The organism is Paenibacillus lentus (assembly GCF_042714055.1).
Taxonomy (GTDB): Bacteria; Bacillota; Bacilli; order Paenibacillales; family Paenibacillaceae; genus Fontibacillus; species Fontibacillus lentus_A.
Genome location: NZ_JBHGVC010000005.1, coordinates 82,451 through 101,178, shown reverse-complemented (window position 1 = coordinate 101,178; position 18,728 = coordinate 82,451). Strand labels below are relative to the sequence as shown.

At 46.8% G+C, this 18,728-nt stretch carries 16 protein-coding genes; 3 read left to right on the top strand and 13 right to left on the bottom strand.

Going from position 1 to position 18,728, the window contains the following annotated elements:
• Positions 1 to 312: 312 nt before the first annotated feature.
• From ACE3MQ_RS13140 to ahpC, 3 genes are all read right to left on the bottom strand, one after another.
• Entirely contained in the window at positions 313 to 1,959 is a 1,647-nt protein-coding gene (locus ACE3MQ_RS13140; protein WP_379393264.1) for a multicopper oxidase family protein, read from the bottom strand.
• A 181-nt stretch (positions 1,960 to 2,140) separates the two neighbouring features.
• Positions 2,141 to 3,670 carry an alkyl hydroperoxide reductase subunit F gene (gene ahpF, locus ACE3MQ_RS13135; RefSeq protein WP_379393262.1) on the bottom strand — a complete coding sequence of 510 codons (1,530 nt, stop codon included), beginning with the start codon at positions 3,668 to 3,670 and terminating at the stop codon, positions 2,141 to 2,143.
• Between the two features lie 13 nt (positions 3,671 to 3,683).
• Positions 3,684 to 4,247, bottom strand: a complete 564-nt coding sequence (gene ahpC, locus ACE3MQ_RS13130; protein ID WP_379393260.1) for an alkyl hydroperoxide reductase subunit C — start codon at positions 4,245 to 4,247, stop codon at positions 3,684 to 3,686.
• A gap of 371 nt (positions 4,248 to 4,618) precedes the next feature.
• Between ahpC and ACE3MQ_RS13125 the strand changes: the two genes are divergently transcribed.
• Positions 4,619 to 8,602: an endo-1,4-beta-xylanase gene (locus tag ACE3MQ_RS13125; protein ID WP_379393257.1), complete on the top strand. Its 3,984-nt coding sequence runs from the start codon at positions 4,619 to 4,621 to the stop codon at positions 8,600 to 8,602.
• Between the two features lie 261 nt (positions 8,603 to 8,863).
• On the opposite strand, the gene ACE3MQ_RS13120 is transcribed toward ACE3MQ_RS13125, so the two are convergent.
• The gene (locus ACE3MQ_RS13120; RefSeq protein WP_379393255.1) at positions 8,864 to 9,082 is read right to left on the bottom strand and encodes a hypothetical protein; all 219 of its coding nucleotides are present in this window, start codon (positions 9,080 to 9,082) and stop codon (positions 8,864 to 8,866) included.
• 333 nt (positions 9,083 to 9,415) lie between these two features.
• Here ACE3MQ_RS13120 and ACE3MQ_RS13115 point away from each other — a divergent pair, with 333 nt between their 5' ends.
• Together ACE3MQ_RS13115 and ACE3MQ_RS13110 are read left to right on the top strand one after the other, a co-directional pair.
• The gene (locus tag ACE3MQ_RS13115; protein ID WP_379393253.1) at positions 9,416 to 9,667 is read left to right on the top strand and encodes a ribbon-helix-helix domain-containing protein; all 252 of its coding nucleotides are present in this window, start codon (positions 9,416 to 9,418) and stop codon (positions 9,665 to 9,667) included.
• 13 nt (positions 9,668 to 9,680) lie between these two features.
• Complete coding sequence (locus tag ACE3MQ_RS13110; protein WP_379393251.1) at positions 9,681 to 10,538, top strand: alpha/beta fold hydrolase; 858 nt, start codon at positions 9,681 to 9,683, stop codon at positions 10,536 to 10,538.
• Positions 10,539 to 10,633: 95 nt separating this feature from the next.
• Here the strand turns inward: ACE3MQ_RS13110 and ACE3MQ_RS13105 are convergent, their stop codons facing one another.
• The 9 genes from ACE3MQ_RS13105 to ACE3MQ_RS13065 all read right to left on the bottom strand — a co-directional run bounded on the left by ACE3MQ_RS13105 (position 10,634) and on the right by ACE3MQ_RS13065 (position 18,726).
• Positions 10,634 to 10,963, bottom strand: a complete 330-nt coding sequence (locus ACE3MQ_RS13105) for a hypothetical protein (RefSeq protein ID WP_379393249.1) — start codon at positions 10,961 to 10,963, stop codon at positions 10,634 to 10,636.
• A 227-nt stretch (positions 10,964 to 11,190) separates the two neighbouring features.
• On the bottom strand, positions 11,191 to 11,613 hold the full coding sequence (locus ACE3MQ_RS13100; RefSeq protein WP_379393247.1) for a DUF1259 domain-containing protein: 423 nt from the start codon (positions 11,611 to 11,613) through the stop codon (positions 11,191 to 11,193).
• A gap of 55 nt (positions 11,614 to 11,668) precedes the next feature.
• Positions 11,669 to 12,088 carry a DUF1259 domain-containing protein gene (locus tag ACE3MQ_RS13095; RefSeq protein WP_379393245.1) on the bottom strand — a complete coding sequence of 140 codons (420 nt, stop codon included), beginning with the start codon at positions 12,086 to 12,088 and terminating at the stop codon, positions 11,669 to 11,671.
• Positions 12,089 to 12,432: 344 nt separating this feature from the next.
• Positions 12,433 to 13,191: an ABC transporter ATP-binding protein gene (locus tag ACE3MQ_RS13090; protein ID WP_379393243.1), complete on the bottom strand. Its 759-nt coding sequence runs from the start codon at positions 13,189 to 13,191 to the stop codon at positions 12,433 to 12,435.
• A 4-nt stretch (positions 13,192 to 13,195) separates the two neighbouring features.
• On the bottom strand, positions 13,196 to 15,514 hold the full coding sequence (locus tag ACE3MQ_RS13085; RefSeq protein WP_379393241.1) for an ABC transporter permease: 2,319 nt from the start codon (positions 15,512 to 15,514) through the stop codon (positions 13,196 to 13,198).
• Positions 15,499 to 16,797, bottom strand: a complete 1,299-nt coding sequence (locus ACE3MQ_RS13080; RefSeq protein ID WP_379393239.1) for an MFS transporter — start codon at positions 16,795 to 16,797, stop codon at positions 15,499 to 15,501. The genes ACE3MQ_RS13085 and ACE3MQ_RS13080 overlap by 16 nt, the downstream gene beginning before the upstream one ends.
• Complete coding sequence (locus tag ACE3MQ_RS13075; RefSeq protein ID WP_379393237.1) at positions 16,790 to 17,443, bottom strand: TetR/AcrR family transcriptional regulator; 654 nt, start codon at positions 17,441 to 17,443, stop codon at positions 16,790 to 16,792. Before ACE3MQ_RS13075 ends, ACE3MQ_RS13080 begins: the two co-directional genes overlap by 8 nt.
• Positions 17,444 to 17,619: 176 nt before the next feature.
• Positions 17,620 to 17,946 (bottom strand): alpha/beta hydrolase, encoded by a 327-nt coding sequence (locus tag ACE3MQ_RS13070; RefSeq protein ID WP_379393235.1) that lies wholly within the window; start codon positions 17,944 to 17,946, stop codon positions 17,620 to 17,622.
• Positions 17,947 to 18,267: 321 nt separating this feature from the next.
• On the bottom strand, positions 18,268 to 18,726 hold the full coding sequence (locus ACE3MQ_RS13065) for a hypothetical protein (RefSeq protein WP_379393233.1): 459 nt from the start codon (positions 18,724 to 18,726) through the stop codon (positions 18,268 to 18,270).
• Between the last annotated feature and the right edge of the window lie 2 nt (positions 18,727 to 18,728).

Here is an 18,728-nt window from a genome sequence, read left to right as displayed (position 1 = left end):
GTCCAAGGGCGAAATATCCCATTTTCAACTCCTGGTTTGTCACACACTCGTCATGATCTCGTCACACGGCCGTCACAAACTAGTTATTTAATTTCTTCGACATGTATTACCATATTCCTCTAATAAATAACATTAAAATGATAAAAATGTTTATTCGACATAAATTTACAAATTTCTATCTAGGATTAATCAACGTGCAATCTTCAGGCATCGATCCTTTTTATCAACAAAAAAATCACCCCCTCTTGTTATAGAGGTGATGATTTTTATAGATTGCTTCCTCCTGTATGGCCTGTAGAAGGTGCTTTCTCCTTATTCCGGCTTATTTCCCACACTTGGATCAGGAATGTAGCTGCTTTGATAGCCATTATACTTCACATCGGTCACCATACCTGCAGACGCATGGTGCAGATCATGGCAATGGAACATCCAATCCCCCGGGTTATCTGCTTCGAATGCAACCACATATTCTTCGCCTGGCTTCACATTGAGGGTATCCTTAATTACAGGCGCACCATCAAGCGGTTGCCCGTCTTTGCTTAACACCTGGAAGAAATGCCCGTGCAGATGCATTGGGTGATCTTCGGTCTTCGATTGATTGACAAAGGTGACCTTTACCTTTTCCCCTTTATCAACCTTGATCGAGTCGGTATCTGGGAATACCTTTCCGTTAATCGTATATACCATCTCACCGTCCTGCATTTCCGTATTCAGATTAAGAAGGACATCTTGATCAAACGATTGATTCAAAGAGAAATTCGTCTCCGCTTGTTTGCCATATTTCATAAGATCGAAATGCGGAAGCTTTTCTGAGGCGTTGGAGACATCGGTCTGTACGGAGGAGCCTTCATACTGAATAACCGCTCTCATGTTCTTCACGCGGTCTTCTGATCCATGCTCTTCCAGCAGCCAAGAGCCGGGATTATTCGCTGTAAACTCGATGTCATACCGTTCACCAGGGGCAATAGCAATCCCTTGATCCGTAATAACAGCCGGACTGTTTATAGGTTGACCATCGGAAGCGACCACCTTGAATTCATGTCCATGCAGATGCATCGTATGTACGAGGTAACCCGCATTAATCAGACGAATTCGAACTTTTTCACCTTCCTTAACCACAAGCTTGTTTACAGCATCACCTGTCTTCCCATTGATGGTATACAGATCATACATGCTCATGTCGTGACCCTCCATACCTGCCATATCACCCATGTCCATTTGACCGTGATCCATGCCGCTCATATCGCCCATGTCCATCTTACTGTGATCCATATCTGCCATTTCTTCGTGATCCGCTTGTTTGGAGCTATTTGTTTTGGATTCCATGCTGCCCGAGCCTATCCATTCATCAAGCACCAGCGTATAATCCCGATCGTAGCTATCCTTCGGATCCTCAACGATCAACGCACCATAGAGCCCCTTATCAAGCTGATTGACGCTGTCTTGATGCGAGTGATACCAGTAGGTGCCTGGAATGTCCGCCTTAAACTCATACGTAAAGCTTTTGCCTGGAACAACAGCATCTTGTGTAACGCCGGGAATGCCATCCATCTGATTAGGAACAGGATAACCGTGCCAATGAATAGAGACGGGTTCCTCAAGCTCGTTCTTCAAATGAATCTTAACGGTATCTCCAACTTTGACCCGAATCTCTGGACCGGGCACAAAATTATTGAATGTCCATACAGGCAGTGTCTTCCCTTCGGATACCTCTAAATTACTCGCTTGCGCCGTGATTGTATATTCCTTGCCATCCACCTGTGGAGTTTCTTGTGTTAAAACCATGTTGCCGGCTTGATCTGCCGTCGATGGACGCTCTATCTCATTCTGGCTGCTATTCATATTCATGCTGGAGTGATCCATTGCTTCCATATCGTCCTGACCCTTGGCATTCGTACAACCTGCTACGATCATACTTATCGTACCGATGGCCAACAATATTTTTATACTCCTCTTCATTACCCTATACCTCCTCATCATTTTCTGTTACATAACCACTGTAAACAAAAAATGTGTGGAATCTATGAAGATATTTAAATTTTTAAGCATCTATTTTGAGTGTTTTCCCATAAAAAAAATCATCACCTCTTGTTATAAAGGTGATGATTTCTTTTGATTTACGGTATAGAAAGCATCAGGCTTATTGATTTCGAATCAGGTAATCAAATGCGCCTAACGCTGCGGTAGCACCGGATCCCATCGAAATGATGATCTGCTTGTAAGGTGCGTTTGTGCAGTCACCTGCAGCAAATACGCCAGGGATGCTGGTGGCACCATGATTGTCTACGACAATTTCACCCATGCGGGTACGTTCAATCGTGTCACCCAACCAATCGGTATTAGGTACTAGACCGATTTGAACGAATACGCCCTCCAGATCAACGTGCTTCGTTTCACCGCTCTCGCGCTCGATGTAACTAATGCCGTCAACTCTGTTCGAACCCGTGATTTCTTTCACTTGCGCATTTTTGATGACTGTCGTATTAGGCAAACTGTTCAGACGGTCTTGCAATACAGAGTCCGCCTTCAGCTCTGGCATGAATTCCAGAACGGTCACATGCTCTGTTAAACCTGCCAGGTCAATTGCCGCCTCAATACCCGAGTTGCCGCCGCCAACCACTGCAACGCTTTTGCCTGCAAATAGAGGGCCGTCACAATGCGGGCAGTATGCCACGCCTTTGTTCTTATATTCCGCTTCACCAGGCACGCCCAGGTTACGCCAACGGGCACCTGTGGAGATGATTACGGTCTTACTCTTCAGCACTGCGCCATTTTCCAATTCAACTTCTATGAGTTCCTTCTTCTCCAGGCGCTTCGCACGCTGTGCCTTCATGATATCAATATTGTATTCCTTCGCATGCTCCTCTAGGCTTGCAGCAAGCTTAGGACCCTCCGTGTATTTCACACTGATAAAGTTCTCAATACTTAGGGTATCATTCACTTGTCCGCCAAAGCGCTCAGCAACGATCCCTGTGCGAATTCCTTTGCGAGCCGCATAAATTGCCGCACTCGCTCCAGCCGGTCCGCCACCGATAACCAATACGTCGTAAGGCTCTTTATTCTCGAACTCGGATGCATCCGAGGTGCCTAATTTAGCGAGAATATCGTCGATGGTCATTCGGCCGCTCTCAAAGAATTCAGCATTCAGATGAACGGTTGGTACAGCCAGGATGTCCTTGCTCTCCACTTCTTCTTTGAAAGCCGCCCCGTCAATCATCGTATGAGTGATCCCAGGATTGAGAATACTCATCAGGTTCAGCGCCTGTACTACGTCAGGACAGTTGTGGCAGGATAGGCTAACATAAGTCTCAAAGTGGTACTCGCCTTTAATGCTCTTAATCTGATCAATTACGCTTTGTTCAACTTTAGGAGCTCTTCCGCTGACTTGAAGCAGTGCCAGAACGAGCGAAGTGAATTCATGTCCCAATGGAACTCCAGCAAATGTTACGCCAGTGTCTTCACCTACACGATTTACGCTAAAACTTGGAGTTCTAGGCAATTGTGTATGCTCTACAGTGATTCTGTCAGACATGCTGGATAGTTCATTAACTAAATCCAGCATGTCATTAGATACAGAATCCGTACCTGCACTGACTTTCAGCAGAACATCGCCCTCCATAAGCTGAAGATATTGCTCCAGTTGTTGTTTAATGTCTGCATCCAGTTTCATATTATCTCTCTCCTTAGATCTTACCTACGAGATCAAGGCTTGGCTTCAATGTTTCTCCGCCTTCTTTCCATTTCGCCGGGCAAACTTCACCTGGATGGTTACGAACATATTGAGCAGCCTTAATCTTGCCGATTAGAGTACTTGCATCGCGGCCGATGCCGTCTGCAGTAATTTCAACTGCTTGAACCACGCCGTCTGGATCGATGATGAAAGTAGCACGGTTGGCCATACCACTCGCTTCATCCAGCACGTCAAAATTACGGGAAATCGTATGGGAAGGGTCACCGATCATGATGTAAGTAACTTTGCCGATCGCTTCGGAGCTGTCATGCCAAGCTTTGTGGACGAAGTGTGAATCCGTAGATACGGAATATACTTCTACGCCAAGATCCTTCAAAGTTGCATATTGATCTTGCAAGTCTTCCAGCTCAGTAGGGCAAACGAATGTAAAGTCTGCTGGATAGAAGCAAACTACGCTCCATTTTCCTTTAAAGTTCTCGTCAGTTACCTCGACGAATTCACCGTTGTGATAAGCCATTGCGTTAAACGGTAGTACCTCTGTTCCAATCAATGCCATAGTTAATCTTACCTCCTAAGTATTTTGGTTTCGCAATTAGTATAGAAGCTTAAGACTAGTTTATCACACTGTCTCACTCATCTACACCAGTTCTTATTTATAATTATTATTATATGCTATTGATTCTCACTGTCAAACAACTTCACCAAGTCTTCATAATTTCCAATATGCCCTGGAAGAGCAGGGATTAGTCCAATGAACAGCATGCTCTTGTTGAATTTATATATAAAAACTACGGAATATTCTTTAATTTCTAGCTAGAAGCGTTTTTTTGATGGGTGCTATGATTTGGGGTGGGAAAGGAGGATTCATTCAAAGAAATGAAAACGCTTAACCGAATTAACCAATCTACTGTAGGGGGAGTGCAACGAATGGGTAGAAGGATCAAACAAAGTATCGCGATTTTGCTTGCAGCTATTCTGCTTATTCCTTTAGGATGGCTGCCTCCGGAAGCGAAAGCTGCGCCGGCAGCGGATGACCCGGTAACGGTGTATCACGAGTCCTTTGAGAACGGCCAAGGCGCTGCATCTCAATCGGGCGGCGCTAGCCTGACGCCTGTCACCGGTAAAGTATTTGACGGCAATGACGACGGAGCGGCTATATATGTAAGCAATAGATCAAATGACTATGACGCAGCAGATTTCAAATTTGCCGACATCGGCCTAGTAAACGGCAAAAACTACACGGTAACCGCATCTGTATATGTTGATCCAGATGAAATTATACCGGAAGGTGCACAAGCCGCTCTTTTAACCGTAAATAGCTATGGGAATTGGAGCAGTGCTGATTTTGAACCCGGAAGCTCCTTAATCCTTACCCAAGATTTTACCGTAGATACGAGCAAAGATACGGCTCTGCGCATTCAATCCAACGATAAAGGGGCCACTGTTCCATTCTATATCGGAGATGTTCTGATCACAGAGAAGGCGAATTCCGGCGGCGGCAACCCTGAACCGCCTAGACCGCCAGCGAAGGATTTCACGACCATTACCTTCGAGGACGGAACGACCGGCGGATTTGAGGGGCGGGCAGGCACGGAAATTCTAACCGTCACCTCTGAAGAGAATCATACCGAAGGCGGCTCCCGTGCTTTAAAGGTAGAAGGCAGAACATCTACATGGCATGGCCCATCGCTTCGTGTCGAGCAATATGTCGATAAGGGGAGCGAATATAAAATCTCAGCCTGGGTTAAGCTGATCGAGCCCACAAGCTCGCAGCTCCAGTTATCCACGCAGATTGGCAATGGAAGCAGCGCGAATTATGTTACTCTTGCACCAAAGACAATTAGTTCCAGTGACGGTTGGGTTCAGTTTGAGGGAACCTATCGTTATAACAGCGTCGGCAACGAATATTTAACAATCTATGTGGAAAGCTCCAACAACGCGGCGGCATCCTTTTATATCGATGATATCAGCTTTAAGAAAACAAGCTCCGGCCCCATCGATATCCAGAGGGACTTAGTTCCGATCAAGGAGGCGTACCAAAACGATTTCCTCATTGGAAACGCAATATCGGCGGAGGATCTGGAAGGCGTTCGGCTTGAGCTCCTGAAGATGCATCACAACGTCGCCACAGCAGGCAACGCCATGAAGCCGGACGCGCTGCAGCGCACGAAGGGCGATTTTACTTTTGACGCAGCGGATGCCATGGTCGATAAAATTCTCGCTGAAGGAATGCAGATGCATGGGCATGTGCTGGTATGGCACCAGCAGTCTCCGGAATGGATGAATACAACAACGGATCAAGAAGGCGACACTGTACCTTTGAGCCGTGCAGAAGCTCTCACCAATTTGAGAGCTCATATCAGAACGGTTGTAGAGCACTTCGGCGACAGAGTCATTTCCTGGGACGTCGTTAACGAAGCGATGACTGATAACCCGCCAAATCCCGGCGATTGGCAAGCGTCGCTGCGTAAGTCCCCGTGGTACCAAGCGATCGGCCCGGACTATATCGAGCAGGCGTTCCTCGCGGCCAGAGAGGTGCTGGACGAGAAGGGCTGGGATATCAAGCTGTACTACAATGATTATAACGATGATAACCAGAATAAGGCCGAGGCCATCTATAACATGGTCAAAGAAATCAATGAGAGCTATGCAAGCTCGCACCCTGGGAAACTGCTGATTGACGGCGTCGGCATGCAGGGACACTATTCGGTGAACACCAACCCGGCCAATGTTAAGCTGTCTCTCGAAAAATTCATTTCCTTAGGCGTAGAGGTCAGCGTTACCGAGCTTGATATTCAAGCCGGAAGCAACTACGAACTCTCCGAGAAGCTTGCCAATGCCCAAGGCTATTTGTACGCACAGCTGTTCAAGATCTATCAGGAGCACGCCGATCATATCGCGCGCGTGACCTTCTGGGGATTGGATGACGCCACAAGCTGGCGAGCTTCGGAAAATCCGTTGCTGTTCGATAAGAACCTGCAGGCCAAGCCAGCTTACTATGCAGTAATCGATCCGAATCAATTTATTGAAGAGCACGAGCCTGAACAGGACGACGCCAATCATTCAACGGCTAAATTTGCAACTCCGGTAATTGACGGTACTATCGACGCCGTCTGGAACGACACCCCTGGAATGCCAATCAATCGGTATCAGATGGCTTGGCAGGGAGCTAACGGAGCAGCCAAAGCGCTATGGGATAACGAGAATCTGTACGTATTGATCCAAGTGAGCGACTCCCAGCTTGACAAATCCAGCGCCAACGAATGGGAACACGATTCCGTCGAAGTCTTCCTGGACGAGAACAATGCCAAAACCTCGTTCTATCAGGATGATGACGGGCAGTACAGAGTTAACTTTGATAACGAGACTTCTTTTAACCCGGAAAGCATTGCGGCAGGCTTCGAATCGGCAACCCAGATTTCCGGCTCGAACTACACGGTGGAAATGAAAATCCCGTTCAAGTCGATTACCCCGGCCAACAATATGAAAATAGGCTTCGATGCCCAGATCAATGACGCCAAAGACGGTGCCCGTCAAAGCGTCGCTACATGGAACGATACGACCGGCAATGGCTATCAAGACACTTCCGTTTACGGTGTGCTTACCCTCATCGACAAGACCGGCGGCTCGAATGGCAGCGACGGTGACAATAGCGTTGGTAACGGTGGCAGTACTAATGGTAGCAGCTATAGCGGCAATAACAGCGGCAACCGATCTGCGCCGCAGACTGGAACCGTGGAGAGCAAGGACGGAGTAGTCACGATCAAGCCGGAGGTGAAGGTCGACAACGGACGTGCGACAAGCACAATTTCCAACGACAGCCTGAACAAAGCGCTTGAGCAAGCTAGTCCAGCAGCTAACGGCAAGAAACAAATCGTCATCGAGGTAGCGGAGCTGGCAGATGTCGAATCGTATGATGTACAACTGCCAACTTCAAGCCTAAAGGGTCAAGAAGCCTTCGAACTAAAGATAAAAACGGAAAACGCGACGCTTCAAATTCCAAGCAGCCTGCTGTCCAATGTGACTGTTGACGCTGAGCAAGTGTCCGTCCGCATAGGTAAATCTTCTACGGACGGGTTAAATACGGCTACCCTAGAGCAGATCGGCAGCCGTCCGGTAATCGATCTGAGCATCGCGGCTGGCGGCAATGTCATTGCCTTGAACAACCCTGATGCGCCTGTAACGGTAGCTATTCCTTACACGCCGACCGCGGAAGAGCTAAGCCATCCGGATCACATCGTTGCGCTGTACATCGATGGCTACGGCAGCGTAACAGCTATTCCAAACGGGCGATATGATGCGGCAACTGGAACAGTTGTTTTTCAAACTACCCATTTTGGTACTTATGCCGTGGCTTACGTATCCAAGAGCTTTGGAGATCTGCAAAATGTCCCTTGGGCTAAACAAGCTATTGAGGCATTGGCAGCTCGCGAAATCATCAAAGGAACGGCTGAGGAGAGCTTCTCTCCTGTGGCTTCGATCAATCGGGCGGATTTCATCGCGCTTCTGATTAGAACCCTTGAACTGAAAGGCAGCGGTAACAATGAGGCGGCCTTTAGCGATGTCCTGTCCACGGCTTATTATAGTCATGAACTAGCCATCGCCAAGGAGATGGGCATCGCTGCCGGGTTTACGGATAACACGTTCAGACCCGACAGCCCAATCTCCCGCCAGGATATGATGGCGCTGACGGCACGTGCGCTTGCAGCCGCCGGCAAGTTATCGGAAGACAGCGGAGCTTTGGACGCTTATGCAGATGCGGCGAGCATTGCCGATTATGCTAAGGACGGCATTGCAGCGCTGGTGAAGAACGGGATCGTAGCCGGCAAGAACGACAAACTTGCGCCGCATGATCCGCTTACCCGCGCGGAAACAGCCGCTATCCTGTACCGCGTCTGGAAGCTGCAATAACTCACCGCAGCGGATAGCTCAAGGCAACGAAGCAAGCTTTTAAGGCCCTCCCATTCCATGCTGGAAGTGGGAGGGCCTTATTTATTTTTTCACAAGATAAAATAATGGATCGTCTAAAATCCGGATAAATCATCATTCCGTTGATTAAAGAAACGCTCATTTATGCCAGCTGGCGTTAGATGCTCATAGATTAATAACCCTGATTTCTCCAGCATTCTCTCCATTTCATCATACTTGAAGCACCATCTTACGTTCGTCATCTTAGGAATCGGAAGGAATGCTCTCAACTGCAGTAAAAAACACATCCAACAGTTCTTTGTCAAAGCGGCTTCTCACATATTCCGCTAGCTTATCCAGTTCTTCCTTGCTGCCATACTCCAGGCATGCACGCCCTTCGCACCATAAAACCGTGCATTGAAACTTTCGCTGCACATGTTCAATAATATAATCCTGTTCGACAATTCCTCGAATAGCTGTCAATGCTCCATGCCCCTTTCAAAGTGTTACCCTCATATTTCGTGGGATATCATCATTATTCAAAATTTAAATATTTCTTTTCGATGACATTTGTCACAATCTATGACATTGATCACACATTTGGGATGCGGGCAGGAGCGACATGTGGTTGATCAACCGCCGTCATAGCGCTGGGAATTAGGAGCTGCAATCTGCAACCTGCGAGGGGTTCGAACAGGGCCGCTGGCCTCTCGGAGAGCATCCCTTTCGAAGGATATCACCCGGGCTGCGTTTGAATAAGGTAGCAATAATTGATTCTTATGTGCAAATATGAAAAACTTGGTATAGGTGATGCAAATGGATATTTCAGTAAATCAAAATATCTTTCCAGAAGAACGCAAAAGTACGGCAAGAGGAGGAAAACGCCCTGGAGCCGGCCGCAAACCGATAGGCCAGACCCGCAAAATTTCTCTAACATTACCGCCTTCCTATTGGGCAGAAATTGACCGGCGCTGCCTCAACTCCGATTATTCCATTTCGGAGGTATTACGAGCGATCGTAGAAGACTACCTGCAGGAAGCAGACCTTCTCGATGCTTCGAAATTATAATGGAGGAGAACGTATGTCGATTCAGCAGCATCTAGAATTGCCCGATTCCCGCCTGTTTTACAGGATAGATGGATCCGGGGAGCCTTTGATTTTCATTCACGGCAATTTTAATGACCATCATATCTGGGATCGGCAAGCCGACCACTTCGCCGAAAATGTACAAGTTATTCGCTATGACCTGAGAGGATATGGGCAATCAGACACCCCGACCGCATCCTTCTCCCATGTCAATGATCTTGAGCATCTGATCGGATATTTGAACCTGGACAAGGTCATCCTTGTCGGCTCATCCATGGGCGGGGGCATTGCCATAGACTTTGCCCTCGCCTATCCTGAGCGTGTACGTGGCCTGGTGCTGGCAGCTCCTTCTGTAACGACGCAGCGTTATCCGCTGAGCATGCTGTGGAAGGGCTTCATAAATTTCTATCAGCTTCGGCTCCGCGGCAGCCGATCCGCCATAGAAGCTTTTATCCAGGATCCATACTGGAGCTATTTTTTCCCTTCCGCTCAGAACATGGCGGCCAGAGAGCAGGTGCTGCAGAATGTCCGAAACCCTAACAATTTTTGCAGGTTTCCCCCTCATCTCGCCATCTCCACCCGCATTAGCACTATAAAACGGCTTGATGAGCTCCAGATCCCTGCCTTGATTATAGCTTCGGATCGCGATCACCCCTTCAATTTGAAGACAGCCGATGAGCTTGGTAGACGCATGCCTCAAGCCACAAGCGAGATCATCAAGGATTGCGGCCATCTCCCTTTTATCGAGAAGGCCGAGGAGTTCAATCAGACTGTTTTCACGTTCATTCAGCCTATCTTAAGGAAAACGTCTATCGACATACTATCTATGGAGCCAGACCGCTTCTTGGGGTAGTTTTTCTTGCGATATCAGGAAGACAAAGTTCCGTAGCCTAAAAAAAGCTGAGCGCAGGCAATAGCCTGCGTCAGCTTTGTAAGTAGTGTAAGCTCTTATTCGCTTGGAGCGACATATTTCTCATTAGCAATATTAAAGCTTCTGATCTTATTCCCCTCGTTGATATTGAAATCTACCATGTAAAACTTCGAATCGGAATCACCTTTCCCCTTGAGATCATCCAACGATTTGAAATAATAAAGATCATCTTTCAGAATGATATAACTATAGTTATTAAAAACCGGATTATGTATAGGCTCGTGCCCATAAGCCAGCACAATCTCGCTTGCATCACTGCCAATGCCTAATCCTCTCGTCTGGAACCGCCCCTCTTGGGAAGTCTCCGAAACATGCATGAAGATTAAAATATTGTTATGAAACCACATATTGATGCCTTCATAATGATATGATTTCATCGACTTAGCGTATATTCGTCATCAGCCTTAACCAACCTCTTGGAATCGATCTGGCTCTTATTCATGCCAATATATAAGATCTGATTTTTGGCTTGCTCCACACGAATAGACAAGGCCCGGCCATAACGAGGCCGGGCTTTCAAAGGCGGAAGTCAGCCTGCTGAACCCTTCCGCGCTATTACATTTTGGACATCATATTAACCTAAGAAAGCAATCGAACGTTTTACTTTCCTTGCGAATGCGATAGGATCATCAATCGACTCCCAGTGGATATACATCAGACGCGGCTTCTCGAACAGCCAGTGATTATGAACCGCCGTTACTTTGATTCCGTTATTGCGAAGATTCGTCAGCAATCGATTGACTTGATTTTGGAAGAGAGCCGTTTCTCCTAAACAAAGTGCGCGGCCTGAACTGTCCAGTGATTCAAACGAAAATAGTTGATAACGGATCAAAGGAGATGTGGTTCTTCTGCCTAAAATTGAAGCGTTTATCCTCCTATTTCTAGATACAAAACAAACCGGTCCTTGGGTTATCTCATGCTCCGTTCCACCTAAAATGCTTGAAAATTGATCACATAATCTTCTAAAGCGAGGACTTGCCTTCACTTGTTCCGCCAAATGAGTTCATCCTTTCAATTCATAATAAGAAAAACGACTTCCTAGCCAAACTGCATTAACCCAAAAATGCAATGGATTCTTTTGTATTTCTGGCAAACACAACAGGATTTGAAATGGCTTCCCAGTGCATATACATTAAGCGCGGGTTTTCTTTTAACCAGTGATTATGAAGGGCGGTCACTTTTATCCCCCGTTTACGGAGATTCGATAATAATCGATTAACCTGGTTTTGATGTACGGCAGTCTCCCCTAAACAAAGCGCGCGACCCGATTTATCTAAAGATTCGAACGAGAACATTTGCATTTGAACCAACGGGGATCGTGTTCTTCTTCCCAGGATGGTCTCATTTAAATCCGTCATCCGCGTGACAAAACAAACCGGCCCTTCTTCAATTTCAGATTCGCCTCCTAAGATTCTTCCAAATTGAGCACAGAGCCTTCTGAATTGTGGGCTTACCTTTACTTGTGCTGCCATTTAAATCCTCCTTAAATCATTTTCTACCCCATCATATGACCCATAAAAAAATATGTATTAGGCGAATCACTATTTTTACAGAATAAAAAACAGGGCATTTACTGAGGAAAAAAAGTAAAATCCACAACCTCATTCGGTTGTAGATTTCCGTCGATTTTTATATCTGATTCCAGTGCTCTTTCAGGAATCGATCACAGGAGCTTCTTCTCCTTCAAGAGCCTGTCCTAAGCTTATGGCTTCATGCCTGGTCCCATTCTGAATATCGCCCCTGAATATCTTGAATCGCCAAAAAGAGCAAAAACCCGACCTAACGTGGCCGGGCTTTAGAATTTATAATGTTCCTTTTATATTCCTATTTCCCTCATTTTCACAACCACTTGCTTGACCCTTTCATCCAGATCCGTCCCGTTAAACTTCGGGAGTTGCAAATCGCTGACGAGGATTCCGTCGCGCATAAACATAATACGCTCCGTCCGCGCCGCAACCTTGGCGTCGTGAGTTACAAGCATAACCGCAGTACCCTCGGCGTTGATTTCAGAGAATATATCCATAATCTCCTGCGCAGATTGGGAATTGAGCGCACCGGTAGGCTCGTCGCCGAAAATAATCCTCGGGCTGTTCATCAGCGCGCGGCATATTCCCGCACGCTGAAGCTGGCCCCCTGAAACTTGTGTAATATCACGCTTCTCAAGCTCCGCAATGCCTACCCTTTTCATAAGCGCCCTTGCTTTTTCCGTAATTTTTGCGGCGTTTTTTCTGCTGCCCCGCATAGACGGAAGAATGATGTTGTCGAGGATATTCAAATTTTTCAGCATCGTCGACTGCTGGAAAACAAAGCCCATTTCGGTTCTGCGTATATCTGAAAGCTCATTCTCTTCGAGCTCCGATAAATCCCTTCCGTCAAAGACGACTTTCCCGCCATTTACGGCATCCGTTCCGCTCAGGGCAAACATCAGCGTTGATTTTCCCGAGCCTGACGGCCCCATAACCGCAACAAACTCACCCTCGCTGATTTCCACGGACACGCCGCCCAGAACATTGCGTTTTTCATCTCCCTCGCCAAAAGATTTTACGATATGATCACCGATAATCATCTTCTTCATATGCCTACTCCTTTATATGTTCGGAAATTTTGATTTGTCCCGCACCCGATGTGCCGATGATTGTTGCGATAAGCACCGAGCCGATCATCATCAGCGGACTTAGCAGATATGCAGCAAGCGGATTAACCGTAAAGTGAAACGTCGAAGCTCCAAAGGAGGAGATCACCGCGCCTGCAAGCATCTCTCCGAGCGTGTTAGCCAGAAGCGTGCCGAGAACAATTCCGATAATGAGAACGAATACCGAACGCGAAATATATTGCGCCTGAATATCCGAGTTTGTAAAACCGAAGGCTTTCATGACGGCAATGGAGTATCTGTCTTTTGCGACAAGCATTTTCATAAACAACAGTGTCACCAGTACTATGATCATCAGTGCCACCGCAATGGCGGCATAGGAGGCCTTTCCGACAGAGCTTATTGTCGAGCCAAATGTCTGTGCAATATATTCATCGATGTCCGCAACCTTGGCATAATCAAACCTGCCTGTATATTCCGAAACCTTATTGTCGATAAGGGATGGATCTGCAAGCTCCGCACTGATCACGTACCACATCACGTCTGCCGACGAGTCGGTGAAAACAGCCTTTGCAGTTTTGCCTCCGTTGGTAATGTCAGAATAAATGCCGCTTACCGTAAGATTTCTCTCCTTCCCCTCGATCACCAATGTCATGACATCGCCGACCTTTTTGCTCAGCTCCTCCGCATTTAAAGTCGATAGCGCAATTTCGTCTGCTGCGGCAGGTGCTCTGCCCTGGGAATAGGCTGTTGGGAATATCGAATGATCGCCGAGTTCAATTTTTATATTTATATCCGAGCCGGTACCCGCCTTTGCTTTGAACGTTTTGGTTGTAAGAACGGCATACTTAGAAATGGCCTTATCGCTTTTCATCGTCTTTATAATTTCAGCGGCTTTTTGAGCTATATGATCAGTCTGCTGAATATCAACGCGCATATCGTAGTTTCCTATCCCCATGTATTCGATAAAGCCTTTGGAGGAAATCGTGTTGTGCAGGTTCTGCGGAACAATCATAATAAATGCCGAAATGATCAGCACCGTCAGCATAGTGGCGTACAGTTTTTTCCTGGCGAGAACATCCTTGACCCCTAGAAAAATATTCGTGTTAAACAGCCTGTTTCTGCTCAAAAGCATATGCTTAGCGCCTGTCGTTTTTTCCTGTGAGGTGCCAAAACGTATGGCTTCTGCAGCAGATATTTTCCGAAAGCGTCTAAGCACTCCGCTTACATAAGCTGTAATGGCAAGAAAAACAAGCAGGATGCCGATTATTCCGAAGAGCAGGGCCAACGAAGAATTGTCGCTTTCCCCCATATAAAGTCGTATATTTTCAAGAAGCATATCTTTGAATACTAAAGAAAGTGCATAACCGAGCATGCAGCCTGCCGCCGCAATTGCCGCATACTTGGCAAGATAAATCCTCTTGATATCGGAAACCCGCAGCCCTACTATCTTCATAACCCCTATTTCGCGATAATCGTCCTCGATTTTCGCAAGGAGCGTAAAGCGTATGCACATCAAGGCGATAGCCACGACAAGCACGCTAACTAAAAGGATTACCCCGATCATCATTCCGTCGGAAATGGCATTGATCATTTTGAAAAGCGGATATGTAATCGTTGGTCCGTTCGCTTCAAGTCCTGCAGAGGCATAAGCCGTTTCGAAAGCCCCTAAAGCCGACAAATCCTTCAATCTGAACTCAATCAGATACTCCGTACTGCCAAGGCTTTTGATTTCTGCGTAATCATTTGCACTAACCAGAAATCTCTTTGAAGAAGAGAGCATGGAGTTCATCTGCGAATCTCGCAGAAATCCCGCAACGGTAAATTCCTTTCCGCTTATTACTGCCTTGTCGCCAAGCTTTGTGGTGTGATCCCTCATATAGCTAATGGGGACATAAAGCTCGCCGTCGGATGCGCTTATGATGTTCCCATTAAGATCAAGCAGATAGTCGAACTTATCGCTCTGGACACTGAACCCGTTATCCTGGACACGATCCGCAAGCGAACGATCGCCTAATACAATCCGCGCACCGTCCATATTGAGAAACTCCAGCACTTGAAATTCATCGACACTGCTATTCTGATCCGCAAATTCCGTTAGCCGGGCAGTATCCATTTCACCCGTATGCATCTGCATAAAATGCGGAGTTTCCGCCCGTGTCATAAGCGTATCTATCGCGCCCGACAGATTGACAACGAGTATCGCCGCAAGTGAAACAAGCATGGCTGCAGCAGCGACAAATATCGTGGCTGTCAGCGTGATCAGTTTGCTTTTTGAAATATCATTGCGGATTATTCTGTAATACATAAGTCACCTCTGTTTTCAAGCTTCTTGACCGATTGCAAGTTGTACAGAATTAGGGAGGTAACACATAATAAAATCCCAGCGATAATAATGAGGAATCCTGTTCCCCTGCCGCTGCCCGTGCCAATAATATTTCCTACACTATCAGCAAGAGCTCCCCCGTCAACTAACAAAGGAGTAAACACATAATCCGCAAGTACACCCGCAAGCGCATAAGCGGCCACAAAGCCAAGCTGTGAAATTAACCCTATAAGCGACCAAGCTCTGCCCTGAACGGAATTCTCAATGTTGGTACGAACAAGAAAATCCAGGGTTGTGTTTGCCAATGGCATCATCGCAAAAAAGAGAAATCCCGAAATACAGAGAAGTACAATATTTTCGCGAAGTCCGAATACCGCCATAAATATGCCCTCGCAAAACAATGCAAGGGAAAGAATTTTTACATAATCCTTTTTGATGGGAAGAAACCCTAATATCACACTTGATACGAGCATTCCAGTAGCCATAATGGTTGCAAGTGTCCCTACTACGGAACTATCCGAAAAAGCGAGGATCATCGGCGTAGAAAGTGTTTCGATGAAGCCAAGGAAAAAAGTCATGACCGATGACATGATGACAAGAACAAGCACGCCCCTGTTGTCTGAAATGGCATCCCAGCCGTCTTTGAATTCCTGAATAAACGATTTTGCCTGTTCGTATTTTTTTGACACAAGACCTTTACGTACGACAAGGGTTGAAGTAACCGTTACAAAAAATGTACAGATGTCGATGACTAGCAGCAGCTTTATATCCGACACGGTGAGCAAAAATCCCGCAATTATGGGAGAAATCAGATATTTCGCCGAGCCTGCAACCTGAACAAAACCGCCTGCCCTTGTGTACTCCTCTTCGGTAAGCAAATCCGTAACCGTAGCCTTGTATGAAGGAGCAAGCAGCGATGAAAACACCGAGCTTATGGTGACGCCTACGCAAATCTGCCATAGCTGCGCTTCTCCGCTAAGCATGCAAATCAGAATAAATACAAGTCCCAATGCAGACAGGCCATCGCCCAGAACCATTAAAAGCCTGCGGTCATAACGATCCGCAAGCACTCCGGCAAGGGCACTTAAGAGAAGCGACGGCATAAACGCAAGCAGGGTCACAAGCGCCATGGCCGATGCCTTTCCCGTCTGCTGGAACACATAAATCCCAAGCCCGAATGAGGTAAGCCCGCTTCCGATCGCTGAAATAAATTGTCCGGACCATAAAAGAAGAAATTTTTTAAATGATTTCCCTGAACTACTCATGGCTTCCTCCATCTCTGTTTCCAAACATTTCTATGATGTACATCAGGCTCCCGCTTTTCGCTCCAAGCAGCCTTTCGATGTTGAAAACAAATGCCTGCATGCGTAAACCACGCTCTTCGTCCGTCATTTGAACCATATCATCGTCCATAACGGTATTCGCATAAATCACGACCATTTCCATGCACTCATACGGAAACGGTGTATTGAACATGCCCTGCTCTATCCCCTCGCGGATGATCTCCGTCAATATCGGCGGAACGCCGTTGATAATGACCCTATGTATTTTCTGATGCATCAGCGCGTTCTGCGGCTTATGGATTTGCTCCATAATTTCCTTGCTGCTGTCGCCTCCGCCGCTGATGTTCAGCGCCATGACAACGCGGATAATGCGCTCGACTACGGGGATGCTCTTGTCTGCGGCAATTTTCTGGGCCGCGCCTAAAAGACGGGCGCTATACCGTTCAATCAGCGCGTCCATAATATCCTCCTTCGACTTGAAGTGATGATACAAGGTTCCCCGCGCTATGCCGACCTTGGCGAGAATATCGTTTGTGCTTGTGCCGTCAAAGCCCTTCTTACCGAAGAGCTCATCCGCCGCATCCAGTATTTCGTTTCTGCGCTCCTCTGCATTTTTTACAATTCTCATTTATATGCCTCCCCTCACCATACCGACCGACTGTCTGTCTGTCTATCTGTCTGTTATATCTTAACATGTCATTATAGAATGTCAAGAGGGAGCGGCCCTCTGTACATCTTAAGAAAGAAAATAAGACACTAACCCTTACAGGTCAGTGTCTTCCGTAGTGAATCGGCCAATGCCCTTCAAAGCATAATCAAAAAATTGAAGAATGAGCGTCGTGTAGGATTCTCCGCTTGCAGCGAAATCACCAGACTTTTGATCATAAACCAACTCGCTAAAAAATGGACTTCCGTTTTATATTCTGAATTGATCAAGGTAACTGCTCCATCGTCTGCAACCGTATAAAAAGAATGGTAAGGATGATCGATAGAGCATACGACATACCCGTGGCTGGCCAGCTCCCTATACGTAGAGGCATTGCTTGCCTTAATCCCAAAGGCGCCATGCGAGAATACTACGAGCGGATATATTCCTTCGGCGTTGTCAGGGTACCAAAATTGTACATTCACGGCCCTGTTCTTGCCGTTATCTTCAAATTCCTCGATGCGGTTACTGTCGACGTATGTGTATGATGCAGTTGCGATTCCATATTAGCCCGTCACTTTGGGTATTTTATACTGCGGAAAAACAAGTGCAGGTACAAGCGCAAGGACTAGCAATAAAGTCAACATAATTGCTTTTACGACAATCCGGGAGGTTTGGTATTCCAGCTTCGTCGCTTTATTGCGAACGAGAGAATACGTCCCGATTCCCGCTAGTATGAACAGCAGCGCTGCAAGCAGTACCCAGCGGAAGCTTGGACATAAAGCAAAAATCCGCAGCCTCAGCGGCTATTCAGGTAAGATGACTAATAGCAAAGCAATAACAAGAATCAATTTAGTTAGCCGTTCAACCTGACGATGGCCGGCGTTTTGTTCCTTGCTGTCAACGGCTTCTGCGGCGTAAGTGCTCAGGCGCTGCTTCAATTGCTTGTCGACGACAAGCTTGCCAATAAGAGCTGCCAGCATCAATAAGGTTAAGCCCAAGTGCCAATAAGCTGATGAAAGCTGACCGAGTAACCGAATCATTTCTACGACAGTAAATAATACAGTCGAGGCAAGCGCTAACCGGTTATATTTGTTCCATGCCTTTATAGATATCTCCTCAAGCGTCGCAACCATTCCCGAGTTAGAGCTTAAGGCCAGCTTTTCAGACAAAAGCGGACGAACAGCCGCGGCCATTACGATGGCTCCGCCAACAATAATAGCCAGCGCAAGATTTTCAATGGCTTGCAAAACGATAATGAACATAG